Source organism: Desulfomicrobium escambiense DSM 10707 (assembly GCF_000428825.1).
Taxonomy (GTDB): domain Bacteria; phylum Desulfobacterota; class Desulfovibrionia; order Desulfovibrionales; family Desulfomicrobiaceae; genus Desulfomicrobium; species Desulfomicrobium escambiense.
In genome coordinates this window covers 233,660-247,910 of the sequence record NZ_AUAR01000002.1, presented here as the reverse complement: position 1 = coordinate 247,910, position 14,251 = coordinate 233,660, and the positions used below count along the sequence as shown (strand labels likewise).

Below are 14,251 nucleotides of genomic sequence, written 5' to 3'. Positions count from 1 at the left end.
TGATTTTCAAGCCGCGCCCTTAAAACGCCCCGCCCATGACCTCGTCGGTCCAGGCCGCCGCGTCGATGGACGCCCGGTCCACCAGGTCCATGGGCATGTCCATGGACGCAGCCCTGGCTTCGAGCCGTCCCCAGTTGCCACGATCGAGTTCGTCGAGGAGTCCGAGCCAGACCGCGGCCGGGTTCTTCGGGTCGGTCAGGGCGGCCTTGATGTCGGCATCGAGGGAAACTTCCTCCAGCAGCTGGTCCATGTACTGGTCGAGGATGGCGTCCAGGACGGAGAAAAAACCCAGCAGGAACATGCTGTCGGAGCCGAAGGGGGTTGGCCGGTCGGCCGCCAGAAGCTGCAGGAAGCGGCCTCGCCGCACGGAGATGCGCACCAGTTCCTGGGCCTTGTCCGTACTGTTCATGTCGGACAGGACGATGACCTGCAACCACTGGCGCAGGTTCTGCCGGCCGAGCATGTTCACGGCCCGCTGAATGGACTCGATCTTGCCCCGCAGGCCGAAGCGGGCCGAGTTGATGTACTGCAGGAGACGGTAGGAAATGGAAAGGTCCGTCTGGATGATCTCCACCAGCCTGTCGTGCTCCGTGTCGGACTGGTTCAGCTCCTTGAGGAGCTTGATCTTCGTGGTCTGGCTTGAGGAGAGCTTGCGGCCCGGGATGACCTCGGGCTTGCTGAAGAAATACCCCTGGAAATAGGCGAACCCGAGGCGCTTGCAGACCGTGAACATGTCGAGGTTCTCGACCTTCTCGGCCAGAAGCCTCGCCTTGTAGGGGCGCAGGCCCTTGACGATGTCCATGACCTCGGCCGGCTTCTTGTGCAGGATGTCGACCTTGATGATGTCCGCGACCTCGCACAGGGGCTCAAACCCGGGCTGCCCGACGAAGTCGTCCAGGGCCAGGGTGTAGCCGCGCTTCTTGAGCTCCCGGCAGGCCTCCATGACTTCGGCCTCGGGCTCCACCGTCTCCAGGATCTCCACCACGCAACGCTCGGGGGGGAGCACGAAGGCCGCCGCGCCCACAAGCACGTTGCGCGGGAAATTGACCAGAGCTTTGGTCCCCTTGCGCATGCCGCGCGAGGCCAGGGTGAACCCGTCGGCGATGACCTGGGTCGTGGCCTGGTCGCCGTCGGTGATGGCGGCCGCCTGCGTGTCGCCGTGCCGGAAGAGGAGCTCGTAGCCCCAGACCTTCATATCGACGCCGAAAATAGGCTGGCGGGCGACGAAGATCCGGTCGTAGAGCTTTTCGGGTTCAGTCATGTCCCTGCCTACGGCATGAGGGCGGCCCGGGGCAATCCCTCATCCTCGGCCAGTCCGAGCATGAGGTTGGCGTTGGCCACGGCCTGGCCCGACGCGCCCCGGCAGAGGTTGTCGATGGCCGAGAGCGCGATGAGGCGGTCCGTGCGCGGGTCCGTGACCAGGCCGATGTCGCAGAAGTTGGTGCCGCGCACCCACCTCGTCTCGGGCAGGGTCCCGGCCGGCAGCAGCCGGACCCACTTCTTCCCGGCGTAGAAGCTCTCATAGCAGGCGCGGACCTCTTCTGATCCCGCGCCCGGCGCGAGCTTGGCGTAGGCCGTGGTCAGGATGCCGCGGTTGATGGGCAAAAGGTGCGTGTTGAAGGACAGGCGGAGTTCCCGGCCCGCGGCCAGGCCCAGTTCCTGCTCGATCTCGGGGGTGTGGCGGTGCCTGGTCAGGTTGTAGGCCCGGAAGGTGTCGGAGACCTCGCAGAAGAGCGTGCCCACCGTAGCCTTGCGACCGGCGCCGGTGGTGCCGGACTTGGAGTCGATGACCAGGTCGTCGGCCGAAACAAGGCCGGCCTGCAGGGCCGGGTACAGGGCCAGGATGGCCGATGTCGGGTAGCAGCCCGGGTTGGCCACCAGGGAGGCGCCGGCGATCTTTTCGGCGTAGAGTTCGGGCAGTCCGTAGACGGCCTCGGGCAGCAGGGCCTCGCGGGTGTGCGTCACGCCGTACCAGCTTTCGTAGACCTCGCGGTCGCGCAGGCGGAAGTCGGCGCTCAGGTCCACGACCCTGGCCCCCTTCTCCCGCAGCTCGGCGGCCATCTCCATGGCCGTGCCGTGGGGAACGGCCAGGAAGACCAGGTCGCAATTTTCGGCCAGGTAGGAGCTGTCCGGCGCGGTGATCTCCAGGTCCCCCAACTCCGTGCCCTGCAGGAAGGGGTAAATTTTCCGCAGGGGCTGGCCGGCCTCCTTGCGGGAGGTGACCTGGGTCAGCTGCAGCCCCGGGTGGTCCAGCAGGATGCGGGTCAATTCCATTCCCGTGTAGCCGGTCACCCCGACCAGTCCGACGCGCTTTGCCATGCCTGTCTCCTATTTCGCCTTCTGCACGTATTTCATTCTCAGTTCGAAAAGCATGTCCTTGAGCAGGCGGGCTTCCTGGTCCGTCAGGTTGCCCCTGGTCTTGTCCTGGAGCATGCACAGGATGTCGACGGTCTGCTTGGCCGCCAGCAGGTTCTCCATCATCTGACCCGTCTCGGGCTCCGGCACCTCGCCCAGGTGCACTAGGGCCGACGAACTCATGGACAGCACGAACGTGGCGAAATCCAGCTGCGGCAGTTCCGGGCAGCCGCAGGTCAGGTCTTCGTATTCAGTTTTCTTCTCTTCGCTCATAACGTCTCCTTCAGGCCTTCATTCCGGGATATCCCTCTTCCAGGGCCCCGTCGTAGGCGGCCATGGCATCTTCCATGTACGACCTGGCGGCACTGTAGCCGCCGGCCGCGGCGAGCCCGACCTTCAGGGCGTGCAGGCCGGCCAGGGCGTCGGCCCAGTCCACGTGTCCCATGTGGCCGAGGCGGACCACGCATCTCTTCAGCTCACCCTGGCCCCCGGCCATGACCACGCCGCATTGCTCGGCAGCGGCCTTCAGCACCACGGAACTGTCGATGCCGGCGGGCATCCTGATGGATGTAAGGCCCCAGGTGAAATGCGTTTTGGCCAGCAGCTCCAGGCCCATGCTGGCCGCACCGGCCCGGACCATGGCCGTCATGGCCCACTGCTTGCGGAACACGCCCTCCAGAGTCTGCTCGCGGAACAAGTCCAGGCTCACGGCCAGGCCTTGCAGCAGGTTCACGGGCGAGGTGAACAGCGTCTGGTTGGCCAGGCTCTTGTCGCGCTCGGCCAGCAGGTTAAAATAGAAGTTCTTGGGCCCCACGGCGCGCACCTTGTCCCAGGCCCGCGCGCTCAGGGACAGGAGGGCCAGGCCCGGAGGAAGCATGAGCCCTTTCTGGGAGCCCGTCAGCAGGCAGTCCACGCCCCAGGCGTCCATGGGACAGGGCGAGATGCCCACGGCCGAGATGCCGTCAACCACCAGGAGGACGTTTCTGTCCCTGGTCACGGCACCCAGCTCACGCACCGGGTGCAGCACTCCCGTGGAGGTCTCCGAAGCCTGCACCAGCACGGCGGCGATGGACGGGTCGGCGTCCAGAGCCTCCCGCACGGCCGCATCCGTGACGGCGTGCCCGTTCTCCGTCACCAGGGAGGTGACCGCCAGCCCTTGGGACTCGGCGATCTCGCGCCAGCGCTCCCCGAACTTGCCGCCCTCGACCACGAGCACCTTCTCGCCCGGGGCGAAGAGGTTGGTCACGGCCGCGTGCATGGCCCCGGTGCCCGAGCAGGACAGGGGCAGGACCTGCTGCGAGGTGCCGAAGAGATACTGCAGACCGGGCTGGATGCGCTCCATGACGCGCACGAAATCCTGCTTGCGGTGGTGGATCATGTCCTTGGCCAGGGCCAGGCGGACCTCTTCGGGCAAGGGCGTCGGTCCGGGTGTCAGCAATCGAAGTTTGTTCAACATACCGGTATGTCCAATGAAATTTGATGGTTACTTATGCGCCTCGCTCCAGTCCGCGCCGACGCCCCAGTCCACGGCCAGCGGCACGGACAGGTCGTAGACCGAGCTCATGACGGCAGCCACGGCCTGACCGACCTCACGGGCTGCGTCCTGCGGGACCTCCAACAGGAGTTCGTCGTGGATCTGCAGGATCAGGCTCGCGCCTAATTCGCCAATAACCCTGCTCTTGTCCACTTCGAGCATGGCCTTTTTGATGATGTCGGCCGCCGAGCCCTGGACCACGGTGTTGATGGCCATGCGCCGGGCCTGCTGGGCCAGGTTGACGTTGCGGGAATTGATGTCGGGCAGCATGCGCCGCCGCCCGGCCAGGGTGGTCACGTACCCGACGGACCGGGCGCCCTCCTCGATCTCCTCGTAGAACTGCCGCACGCGGGACAGCTTGCTGAAGTAGACCTCGATGAACTCCTTGGCCTCCTTGAGGCTTATGCCGAGCTCGCGGCCGAGTTTCTGCGGCCCCATGCCGTACAGCAGGCCGAAGTTGATGGTCTTGGCCTTGCGCCGCTCGTCGGGCGTGACCTCGGCCTTGTCGAACAGAATCTTGGCCGTGCGGGCATGGATGTCGTCACCCGCGGCGAAGGCGTCCAGGAGCGTCGGGTCGCCGGACATGTGCGCCAGGACCCTGAGCTCGATCTGGGAGTAGTCCGCGGCCACGAGGGCCTTGCCCGGCGCGGCCACGAAGCAGGACCGCATGCGCGGACCGAGGCTGCCGCGGATGGGAATGTTCTGCAAATTGGGGTTGCTGCTCGACAGTCGGCCCGTGGCCGTGGCCAGCTGGTTGAAGGTCGTGTGGATGCGCCCCTCGGCGTCGGCCAGCTGCGGCAGGGGCTCGAGGTAGGTCGAGCGCAGCTTCTCGTACATCCGGTACTCCTGGATGTCGTCGACGATTGCGTGCTGCCCGACCAGGCCATCCAGCACGGCGCTGGAGGTGGACTGGGCGCCGCCCGGGGTCTTCTGTTTGCTTTTGAGGCCCAGCTTCGAAAACAGGACGTCGGCCAGCTGCTGGCTGGAGCGGATGTTGAACTCCCCGCCGGCCTGGTCGTGGATCCTCTGGGTCAGCCGGTCCAGCTCGGCCTGCACCATGTCCAGGAAATCGCGGAACTTGGCCTGGTCGATGCGGATACCGCGACGTTGCATGCGCACCAGGACCTCGGTCAGGGGCTGCTCCAGCCCCTTGAGGAGCCCGAGCAGTTCCGACCCGGCCAGGCGTGAACGCAGCACCCGGCCCACGGCCAGCACGGTCTGCCCCAGATTCTCGGGGTGGACCTCGATCTCCTCGCCCAGGCCGTCACGAATGCGCTCAAGGGAATAGTTCCGCTCCTCGGGGCTCAGCAGGTAGGCGGCCAGCTCAATGTCGAAGACTTCGGCGCAGCCCGAGAGGTCGGGGCGGCCCAGCTCCAGCAGGGTCTTGTACGACGTCACGTGCACGCGCGCCCCGGTCAGGGCCCGGCCGAGCTCCGCGTCCCGCCCCATGAAAAGCAGCTCGCTGACGTCCGTGCCCAGGATCCAGCGGCCGGACTCTCCGAAGAGGCCCACCTCGCGGCCGGCCATGGGTCCCAGCTCCGAAACCACGCGGGGTTCGACCCGCGGCGTCCGGGACGGGGCCTCGGGCTCCGGGGCCCCGGACAAACCGCCGCCCGCTGCCGCAGGCTTGGCCTTGGTTCCCGCCAGCGACTGGAACTCGGACAGAAGGGAACGGAACTCGTATTCCCGGAAAAACTCCAGGGCCGCGTCGTCCACCCGCCCTACGGCCAGGTCGTCCAGGCCGTATTCCGTGCACACGTCCGTACGCAACGTCGTCAGCTGCCGGTAAACGAAGGCCTGATCCATGTGCGGCCCGAGCAGAGTCTGCTCCTTGGCCGTGAGGCGGTCGAAATTGTCCTTCAGCAGATTCAGGCTCGGGAAGCGACGCAGGAAGCCCATGGCCGTCTTGGGACCGACCTTGGGAATGCCCGGGATGTTGTCGGCCGAATCGCCGATCATGGCCTGGAAGTCGGCCCACTGGCCGGGGGTGAGGCCCGTCTCCTGCGTGAAGTCGCCGAGGGTGATGATCTTCTCCTTGCCCTGGGCCGGGTCCCACATGACCACATCCTCGTCCAGGCACTGGCGCAGGTCCTTGTCCGCTCCGACGATGACGATGCTTCTCCGGTCCTTGAAGCGGCCCGCCAGGGAGGCGATGCAGTCGTCGGCCTCGCAGCCCTGGGCCTCAAGCACAGGGACGCCCAGCAGGCGCAGGCCGTCCCTGAGGGGCTCCAGCTGTGCGGCCAGGCCTTCGGGCATGCGCGGACGGTGGGCCTTGTAGTCGGGGTAGAGTTCATTGCGGAAGGTGGGCCCTCGCCCGTCGGTGACGAAGACCAGATGGGTGGGCTTCTCCTCGCGCAAGAGCTTCAGCACGAGCTTGAAGATGATGTACATGGCGCTGGTCGGGAACCCGTCCGAGCGCTTGAAATCAGGGTATGCGTAGAAGCCGCGGTAGATGAAGGCGTGGCCGTCGATCAAAAAAAGGGGCTCGGTCTTCAGGCCGAGCCGTGTCTGCAAAGTCATGCGCCCTCCGGTCCGGGGAAGGTCGGCCCGTCAGGCGGAGCCGTTTTGGCCGTTCTCCGGATCCTTTTTCTTTTTCTTTGTCTCGGAACTGCTATGCAGGCGCTCCCAGATGAACTGGCTGGCGTGCTGGCAGCCCAGCTTCTCCATGGGGATCTCGGCCCGGGCCATGGACTTGTGCCCGCCGGCCGAGCCCACGTCGCCGAACAGGCGCTTGGCGAACTTGCCCATGTCGCGGCGCAGGCCGTCACCGCGGAACACTATCACGAGCTTGTCCTCGCTGATGCCGCTGACCATGGTCGTGGACAGGCCGTGCACGCGCAGGAAGAAGTCGGCCAGGATGACCAGGATGTCGGCCGAGTCGACCTTGCCCATGAAAATGGTGATGGTGTTGCCCATGAGCCGCATCTTGCGGAAGGCCTGGGTGAAGTACTTGAGCCACTCCAGGCGGAACTCCGAGCGGATGATCTTGTGCAGCAGCGGCCTGCTGTAGAACTTCGACAGGTAGCGGAAGGCCTTCATGTCGTTGTCGTGGAACTCGCGCTCAAAGCTCTGGGTGTCGGTCTTGATGCCGTAGAGCAGGGCCGTGGCCAGGAGCTTTCCGGGCCGCAGGTCCAGGTTGTAGAGATATTCGGTCATGATAGTCGAGTTGGAGCCGTACTCGGACACGATCTCGACGTAGTCGGCATCGACGGGCGTGCCGGCCACCTTGGGGTGGTGGTCGATGACCACGGAAAACTTGATGTTTGCGAAATCGGGGTGGTGATGGGGCTGGGAGTCCACCAGGGCGAAGCGGTCGTACTGGGCGGCCAGGGGAGGCGTCAGCTTCTTGGTGGCGATGCGCAGGAGCCGGATCATGGCCAGGTTGTCGGGCCTGGTGATGTCGTTGACATGGGCGATGGCCACCTGCTCGACGCGGCCGGCCAGGATGCGCTTCAGGGCCAAAGCCGAGGCCAGGGCGTCGGGGTCGGCATTGATGAGGATCAGCCAACGCTCGTTCTTGTTCAGCAATTCCTGAAGCTTGGCGAGCTTCGGATCCAGCTTTCTGAAATATGCCATGACCTTCTCACTTCAGTTTTTGGGCCAGACCGGCAACCACCAGATACACACTTGCACTGATGCTGGCAATTTCGCGGTTGAGCTGCCCGAGATCCCGCGCGAATGCCCGCACGGTGCCGTCGTAGGCCAGGGGACCAAGGCCCATCTCCGTGGAGACGAGAATCAGTTTTCCCCCGCGCCAGGAAGAAATTTCCGCCAGCAGTTCCTCACGCCGGACTTTCCCGGACGCGGCGTCCAGACTCGAGAGGGCGAACATCCAGAAGTCGAGGCTGTCCACCAGGATCCCGCCGCCCAGGGTCGAGAGCCCGCGCAGCGCGGCGGCCAGGTCCGTGTCGGCCTCGCGCACCGCGATGTCCGGCTCGCGGTCCAGGCGATGGGCGCGGATCTGCTCCCGGAAGGCCAGATCCCGGGACTTGCCCGTCGCCACGAGGGTCCAGGGCTTCGGGGCGGCCCGCAGGAGTTCCAGGCCGAAATCGGACTTGCCGGACTTGTTGCCGCCCAGCACCAGCTCAATCATGATCCATCCCCCATGCGTCGAGCCATGAACGCAGCAGTCCCAAGGACCGCGTCAGCTCATCCAGCCGGAAAAGCTCCGCCACCAGCACGCAGTCCCCTCGCACCGAGCCCAGGATGGCGCGCAGCAGCCCCGGATCGGGCAGGTCTTCGAGAGCGGCGTGACCGCGGCCCGACTCCCCGCCGTAGACGTGCAACATGCGCACGCGCTCAAGGAAACCGGGGAGTTGCAAAATGCGTTCCTGTCCATAGCTGACCAGATGCCCCACATCCAGGCACACGCCCAGGCCCAGGCTCTCGATTTCCGGCCAGATGTCCCTCAGGTCGCTGTCTCTGCTGTTTTCCATGCGAAGGGACGACGCCAGATCGGGCCGCCGGCGCACCAACCGCGTCAGCTCCCCGGGAGGCGGAGGATGGAGCACATACCCGCAGGGATGCAGAAAGGCAATTTTTTGCTCGATGGCCTCCAGAGCCCCGCAGACCGCGTCCGGGCCGGATTCCCAGGGCAGGTCCACGGGCAGATGGGCATGGTAGGACAAGCCCAGGTCGGGCAGGTCCGGGGGCAGGTCGCGCTCGTCGTAATCCTGACAGCCCCGCGTTTCGAGGAGCATGAGCGCGACCTCACGCACCAGGGGCGCCAGAGCGAGGCAGTTGGGGCCGACCCGGTCGGGGATGACGCATGACGGTGCGGCCAGACGGAAGCTCATGGGGCCGGAAAGAGGCTCAGCTGCCGCTCGTTCTTCCTGACGTGGCGGCGGATGGCGCTCTTGCGCAGCATGTCCTGGGGCAGGCGGCGCACCAGGGAGGACAGGCCGAGCTTGAAGGTCTTGCCGAACATGCGGCGGCTGGCGCAGTGGCTCATGAAAAGCGACGACCGGGCTCTGGTCAGGCCGACGTAGAACAGGCGGCGCTCCTCGTCGAGATCGACCCCGTCCTCCACGGTCTTGCCCAGCAGCATGTCCATGCCGGCAAAGGGCAGGATGCCCTCCTCCAGGCCCGGCAGGAAGACCGCCTCGAACTCCAGGCCCTTGGCGCCGTGCAGGGTCATGACCTGGACCTTCTGGGCCCTGGACCTGATGGCGCACAGCTCCGTCTCCAGGCGGACCATGTTCAGAAGGCCCCGCCAGCCGCCGAAGCTCTGGTGGGCCTTGACCAGATCAAGAAAGGCCCGGCTCTTCCAGAACAGCTCGTCGAAGGGGGGCGTCAGCGAAAGATGCACGGCCATGGCCAGGGGCCCCTTCTCGACGATGGCCTCGGGACAGGGCGGCAATTCCTGCTGCACGGCCTCGGGCATGCCCAGCACGTTGCCGGCGATGCCCATGACCACCTCCACCCGCTGGTCCGTGAAGAACGGCTCCTGCTCGGGCACGGACACAGGGATGCCCGCGCCTTCCAGAGCCTTGACGATGGGCGGGACAAGGGCCTTGAGGCGCACGAGCACGGCGATGTCGCCCGGCGAGAGCGCGGCCCCGCCGTGAGCGTCGGCCTGCCAGTGGCCCGTGCCGCCCAGGAGCTCGCGCATGCGCGAGGCGATCCAGCCCGCTTCCTGGTCCGCGCTCTGGGCCTCGAACAGGGTCATGGACGCAACGTGCCCGAGCTGCGCCACGAGGGACTCCCGTTCGGGGAAGAGGCTCGCGGCCAGGTCGAGGATCTGCTGGGACGAGCGGTAGTTGCGCACCAGCCTGACCTTGCGCATGTCGGGCCAGATGCCGCGCAACCGCGTCTCGATGTCGCGCACGGCGCCGCGGAAGCCGTAGATGGCCTGGTTGGGGTCGCCGATGGCGAAAAAACCCCGGCCGCTCTTTCCGCTCAGGCCCGTGACCAGGGCGATCTGCAGGGGCGAGAGGTCCTGCACCTCGTCCACCAGCACGTGGTCCCAGTCCGGGACATGGTGCCCGAGTTGGAGGTGTTCGAACCAGAATTCGAGCAGATCGGTGTAGTCCACCAGGTTGAAGCGCGCCTTGTGGTCCAGGTAGCGGCGGGTCTGTTCGCCGGGGATGCGCACGCCATTCTCCCGGGCCAGGGACTGCTCGTTCCAGGCCGTCTTCAGGGCCTTGCCCTGCAGCTCGGGGTTGGCGGCGGCGAAAAGGCGCCGACTCGATTCCTCCGAGAGCAGGATGGGCGCCTCGCCCATGACGCGGGCCCAGTATTCGAGGGCCAAGGCGTGCAGGGTGTCGGCCTTGGGCAGGGCCGCCCCGGCCGGGCAGGCGCGCTGCAGGCGGTCCTTGAGCTCCCGCGCGGCCTTGCGGGTGAAGGTCAGGACCAATATGCGCGACGGGTCCGCTCCCTGGTCCAGCAGGTGCCGCACCCGGCCCATGAGGGTCTGGGTCTTGCCCGTGCCTGGCCCGGCCAGGACAAGGACAGGACCCGGCCCGGCCAGGATGGCGGCTTGCTGCATCTCGTTCGGTTCCTGCAGGGGTTCCTCGCGCTTCGGGGCCGCCTGGCCCTGAGGTCTGCGCCAGCGCTGCCCGACCTCCTCGGCCTCCGCGACCGGAGCGGCCATGGACAGCATGCGGCCGTGCCTGAATTCGAGCAGTTCCTGGGGGGAAAACATGGATATGCGCCCGAACTCGCCGTCATACCCGCTGTGGCGGTACACAGCCCCATGGCGCATCCGGCGCAGGGCCTCGGCCAGCATCTTCGAGGACCGCTGCAGATCCTCCACGGGGACTGAACGCAGAATGGCGAACTCCGAGCCGAAGTCCCGGATGAGCTGGTTGTACATGCCCTGGACCTTCTTGGTCGCGGGCCCGGCCCCGAGGATCTCCGAGAGGATTTCCGGCAGGGGAACCAGGGACGTGAAGGACGGCTGGTGGGCCGGCCGCACGGGCACGGCCCGGTCCGCCAGGGCAAAGACCCGGTTCAGCACGCCGATGGTCAGAGGCTTGCCGCAGACCGGACACAGGCCCTTGTGCCGAGCGGACTCCGCGGGCTCCAGCATGACCCCGCACTTGCGGTGGCCGTCGAGGTGGTATTTCCCCTCCTCGGGATAGAATTCGAGGGTGCCTTCGAAGCGCGCGCTCCCCTCCTCGCGGCGCAGGGCGCGGCGCATGTCGGCAAAGGACATCTCACCGGAAAAGATGTTGCCCTCGCGGCCGAGCTTTTCCCCGGAATGGGCATCGGAGTTGGAGACCAGGGAGAAACGGTCCAGGGCGCTCCACAGCCAATTCATCTCGGGGTCCGACGACAGGCCCGTCTCCAGGGCGAAAATCTCGCCGCTCAAATCGCCGAAGCAGTCCTCGATGCGGTCGAACCCGGACTTGGAACCGAAGACGGAAAACCAGGGCGTCCAGATGTGGGCCGGGATGAGATAGGCCTGCGGGTCCGTCTCCAGGACCATCTCCAGGAGGTCGCGCGAATCAAGCCCAAGGATGGGCCGCCCATCCGAGGCCAGGTTGCCGACCTGGGCCAAACGAGTGTTGAACCTCAGGGCCGCGTCCAGGCCGGGCATGAAGACCAGGTTGTGGACTTTGCGCACCTTGCCGCCGCGCTTGTAGATGGAGCTGATCTCCGTGCACAGCGCGAAGCGGATGCCCGAGGCGTCGAGATTGCCGGAAAACCAGGGCAGCTCCGCCTCCAGGCCCTTGGCCTCGCGCAGTCGGAACAGACCGTCCTCTCCCGGTTCAAGCTGGGACTGGATCATCTCCATCCAGCCGGGATGCGTGAAGTCTCCCGTGGCCAGCACGTCGATGCCCTTGACCGCGGCCCAGGCCACCAGGTTTCTCGGCGTCAGGTTCTTGCTCGTGGCCCTCGAAAACCGGGAATGGAGGTGGAGGTCTGCGATGTAGGTGTTCACGGTGCATCCTGGTCCGCTCGGGGGCGGAAAAATGATTCATCCTGGACCAGGACGGCCCTGGCCCCTCCGGAAGGGTTGTTCTGCAGGTCGATGAAGGTCCCGTTCTGGGCCGCGAGGCGGCGTGCGATGGCCAGGCCCAGCCCCGATCCGACGGGTTTGGTGGTGACGAAGGGGTCGAAGCACTTCTCTTCGACGCCTTGGCTCAGCCCCGGGCCATTGTCGGAAATGGAAAGGACCAATTTTGCGTTTTCGCGGGACGCGGAGATGACGATCTCGGGGTCGTCCGCATCTTCCAGGGCCTGCATGGCGTTGACCAGCAGGTTGACGAGGATCTGATGAAACTGGTTGCGGTCGAAGGGGCAGGAAGCGTCACCGACATCGACGCGGATCCTGACCCGGGGATGCTGCAGGCGCAGGGGCATGAGCACATGCTCGATCTCTTCGCCCAGAACAAGGTGATCTGGGCTTGGCGCCTGCGGGCGGGCGAAGATGAGAAAATCCTTGAGCAGGAAGTCGAGGCGGTCGATATCGCGCAGGATGACCCTTGAGAGGCGCTCCGAGAAGTCCTTCTCCAGATCGTCGGACAGCAGAAGCTGCAGACTCGTCTTGATGCCGGCCAGAGGGTTCTTCATCTCGTGGGCCAGGCCGGCGGCCAGCTCGCCCACGCTGGCCATCTTCTCCATTTCCTTGATCTGGCGTTCCATCTTCTGCACTTCGGTGATGTCCGAGAAGAGGATCATCCAGCCCTGGTTTTCAGGCAGCTCCGTCATCTTGAAGCCAAAGACAAGGTCGCGGTCCGTGCTCACGACCATGTGGCGGCGGGTGGATTTGCGGCGATCCCCCCAGAAGGGAACGAACTCCGGATAGAGGGAATCGAGCAGCGCGCCGATGGCCCGGCTGCGGTCGTAACCAGGAAGCCAGTCCAGGGCCCGCTGGTTGATGCTGGTAACGCGCCGGTCGTCGTCGACCACCAGCAGGCCCGCGTCGAGCCAGTCGAAAACGCGGTACTTGATTTCCTCGGACCTGCGCAGGGCCCCTTCCTGTTCGATGAGACGCTGCAGAAGCCTGTTTTCCGCCGTGCGGCTCAGTTTGACCAGGGAGGCGACCAGAATGAGGGCCAGGGTGAACAGGCTGTAGTTGTAGGCCAGATCGGAACCGCGGATGTGCATCTGCCCCCACAGCCCGGGAAAATAGAACTGCACGCACGAAATGAGGAACAAAAGGACCCAGACGACGAGGGAGGAGAAGACGATCGTCTGGAAACCGACGATGCGGCCGTAAAAGAAGAGGCACAGGATGTAGAGGATCATGAAGGCGCTGAACGACCCGCCGGTCAGCACAATCCACCACGTGGTCAGGAAGAGGTCCGCGGTGAGCTGGAAGCGGAACAGGGCCATGGAGCCGATGAACCGTTTCGACGCCAGGAGATAGGCGACGCTCAGAGCGAACCCGGAGGCGAAGAAGAGAATGTACTGGACATCCCTGTCGACTTCCAGCCGCAGACCCCGATCCGAAAGGTTCAGGATTTCGGACACGGCCAGCATGAGAAGAAAGACCATGATTCCGAGACGGATCACGGAAAATTTGACGAAAAAGCTTTTGAGTTCGGCGGAGGGTGTCAGCTCGGGGTTATTGTCCACAATCCCTTGGGTCTCCCTGGAGTTTTTCCACCGTGTGCCTGAGGGCCGGAAGGATGGCCGCCAGATTTTCCCGCACGGCCTTGGGGCTGCCCGGCAGGTTGACCACCAGGGATTTCCCCATGGTCCCGGCCACTGCCCGGGAAATGACGGCGTGCGGGGTCTTGGCCAGGGAAGCCAGGGTCATGGCCCGCTCGAAGCCCGGCAGCCTCTTGTCCAGCAGGGGCAGTGTCGCCTCGGGCGTGATGTCGCGCGGCCCCACTCCAGTCCCGCCCGTAGTGAAGACGAGGTCAAAGCCGTGGTTCAGGCAGCAGTCGACCAGGGCGGCCTTGAGTATGAGCGGCTCGTCCGGGATGATCACCCCCCTGGCCAGGCTCAGCTCCATGGCCCCGGCGACGGTATCGCGGATGCACGGTCCGCTCGCGTCCACACGCTCGCCGCGCGACCCCTTGTCGCTCAGGGTGATCCAGGCCAGGGAAAATCCGCTGCGGGAAAGGGCACAGTCCCTTTCGCCGGCCGTGACGGCTCCCGAGGCCTGTCCGGTCCAGGCAGCGAGGCACAGGCCGTCCGCGCTGCAAAGGCGGATCCTGTTCTCCACCTGCACGCGGCATGCGCCATCATCCAAAACATCCCCGGCGCGCAGTTCCTGCGCCGTATCGATAAGGCCGTGAGCCAGGCCATGGTCCATGCCCACCGCGATGATCACGGGTCCCGGCTGCCAAGGGTTCTTCCAGGTTATGCGCATCCCATCCCCTTTGTTTCTTTCAGAGTCGACGCCTATCGCTACCAAAGGCAAGCGCCATTGTCATTACCGCAAAGCCGCGACTACTTGTCCGCAGA

General features: G+C 65.5%; 11 protein-coding genes. All 11 read right to left on the bottom strand.

What is annotated here, in order from left to right:
* Positions 1-19: 19 nt before the first annotated feature.
* Genes G394_RS0102925 through G394_RS17710 form a run of 11 tightly spaced genes read right to left on the bottom strand, consistent with a single transcriptional unit; the run spans position 20 to position 14,156 of the window.
* The gene (locus G394_RS0102925) at positions 20-1,261 is read right to left on the bottom strand and encodes an EAL and HDOD domain-containing protein (RefSeq protein ID WP_028576375.1); all 1,242 of its coding nucleotides are present in this window, start codon (positions 1,259-1,261) and stop codon (positions 20-22) included.
* Positions 1,262-1,269: 8 nt separating this feature from the next.
* A complete protein-coding gene (argC, locus tag G394_RS0102920) occupies positions 1,270-2,319 on the bottom strand; it encodes an N-acetyl-gamma-glutamyl-phosphate reductase (protein WP_028576374.1) in 1,050 nt (349 codons plus the stop codon).
* 9 nt (positions 2,320-2,328) lie between these two features.
* The gene (locus G394_RS0102915) at positions 2,329-2,628 is read right to left on the bottom strand and encodes a DUF1844 domain-containing protein (protein WP_028576373.1); all 300 of its coding nucleotides are present in this window, start codon (positions 2,626-2,628) and stop codon (positions 2,329-2,331) included.
* Positions 2,629-2,638: 10 nt separating this feature from the next.
* Positions 2,639-3,811: a pyridoxal-phosphate-dependent aminotransferase family protein gene (locus G394_RS0102910; protein ID WP_028576372.1), complete on the bottom strand. Its 1,173-nt coding sequence runs from the start codon at positions 3,809-3,811 to the stop codon at positions 2,639-2,641.
* Positions 3,812-3,838: 27 nt separating this feature from the next.
* Positions 3,839-6,409 (bottom strand): DNA polymerase I, encoded by a 2,571-nt coding sequence (gene polA, locus G394_RS0102905; protein ID WP_028576371.1) that lies wholly within the window; start codon positions 6,407-6,409, stop codon positions 3,839-3,841.
* A gap of 30 nt (positions 6,410-6,439) precedes the next feature.
* A complete protein-coding gene (locus G394_RS0102900; protein ID WP_028576370.1) occupies positions 6,440-7,465 on the bottom strand; it encodes a DHH family phosphoesterase in 1,026 nt (341 codons plus the stop codon).
* Between the two features lie 7 nt (positions 7,466-7,472).
* Positions 7,473-7,982 (bottom strand): bifunctional adenosylcobinamide kinase/adenosylcobinamide-phosphate guanylyltransferase, encoded by a 510-nt coding sequence (locus G394_RS0102895; RefSeq protein WP_028576369.1) that lies wholly within the window; start codon positions 7,980-7,982, stop codon positions 7,473-7,475.
* Positions 7,975-8,685 carry a cobamide remodeling phosphodiesterase CbiR gene (gene cbiR / locus G394_RS17715; protein WP_051306904.1) on the bottom strand — a complete coding sequence of 237 codons (711 nt, stop codon included), beginning with the start codon at positions 8,683-8,685 and terminating at the stop codon, positions 7,975-7,977. Before cbiR ends, G394_RS0102895 begins: the two co-directional genes overlap by 8 nt.
* Complete coding sequence (locus G394_RS0102885) at positions 8,682-11,774, bottom strand: UvrD-helicase domain-containing protein (protein ID WP_028576368.1); 3,093 nt, start codon at positions 11,772-11,774, stop codon at positions 8,682-8,684. The genes cbiR and G394_RS0102885 overlap by 4 nt, the downstream gene beginning before the upstream one ends.
* On the bottom strand, positions 11,771-13,414 hold the full coding sequence (locus tag G394_RS0102880; RefSeq protein ID WP_028576367.1) for a sensor histidine kinase: 1,644 nt from the start codon (positions 13,412-13,414) through the stop codon (positions 11,771-11,773). The genes G394_RS0102885 and G394_RS0102880 overlap by 4 nt, the downstream gene beginning before the upstream one ends.
* Entirely contained in the window at positions 13,404-14,156 is a 753-nt protein-coding gene (locus tag G394_RS17710) for a MogA/MoaB family molybdenum cofactor biosynthesis protein (RefSeq protein WP_084435251.1), read from the bottom strand. The genes G394_RS0102880 and G394_RS17710 overlap by 11 nt, the downstream gene beginning before the upstream one ends.
* Positions 14,157-14,251 lie beyond the last annotated feature (95 nt).

What these genes read in the sequence shown, in the direction of transcription:
- G394_RS0102910 (WP_028576372.1), bottom strand. Translation starts at nt 3,811, where the DNA reads ATGTTGAACAAACTTCGATTGCTGACACCCGGACCGACGCCCTTGCCC.
- G394_RS0102915 (WP_028576373.1), bottom strand. Translation starts at nt 2,628, where the DNA reads ATGAGCGAAGAGAAGAAAACTGAATACGAAGACCTGACCTGCGGCTGC.
- polA (WP_028576371.1), bottom strand. Translation starts at nt 6,409, where the DNA reads ATGACTTTGCAGACACGGCTCGGCCTGAAGACCGAGCCCCTTTTTTTG.
- G394_RS0102925 (WP_028576375.1), bottom strand. Translation starts at nt 1,261, where the DNA reads ATGACTGAACCCGAAAAGCTCTACGACCGGATCTTCGTCGCCCGCCAG.
- G394_RS17710 (WP_084435251.1), bottom strand. Translation starts at nt 14,156, where the DNA reads ATGCGCATAACCTGGAAGAACCCTTGGCAGCCGGGACCCGTGATCATC.
- G394_RS0102900 (WP_028576370.1), bottom strand. Translation starts at nt 7,465, where the DNA reads ATGGCATATTTCAGAAAGCTGGATCCGAAGCTCGCCAAGCTTCAGGAA.
- G394_RS0102895 (WP_028576369.1), bottom strand. Translation starts at nt 7,982, where the DNA reads ATGATTGAGCTGGTGCTGGGCGGCAACAAGTCCGGCAAGTCCGATTTC.
- cbiR (WP_051306904.1), bottom strand. Translation starts at nt 8,685, where the DNA reads ATGAGCTTCCGTCTGGCCGCACCGTCATGCGTCATCCCCGACCGGGTC.
- argC (WP_028576374.1), bottom strand. Translation starts at nt 2,319, where the DNA reads ATGGCAAAGCGCGTCGGACTGGTCGGGGTGACCGGCTACACGGGAATG.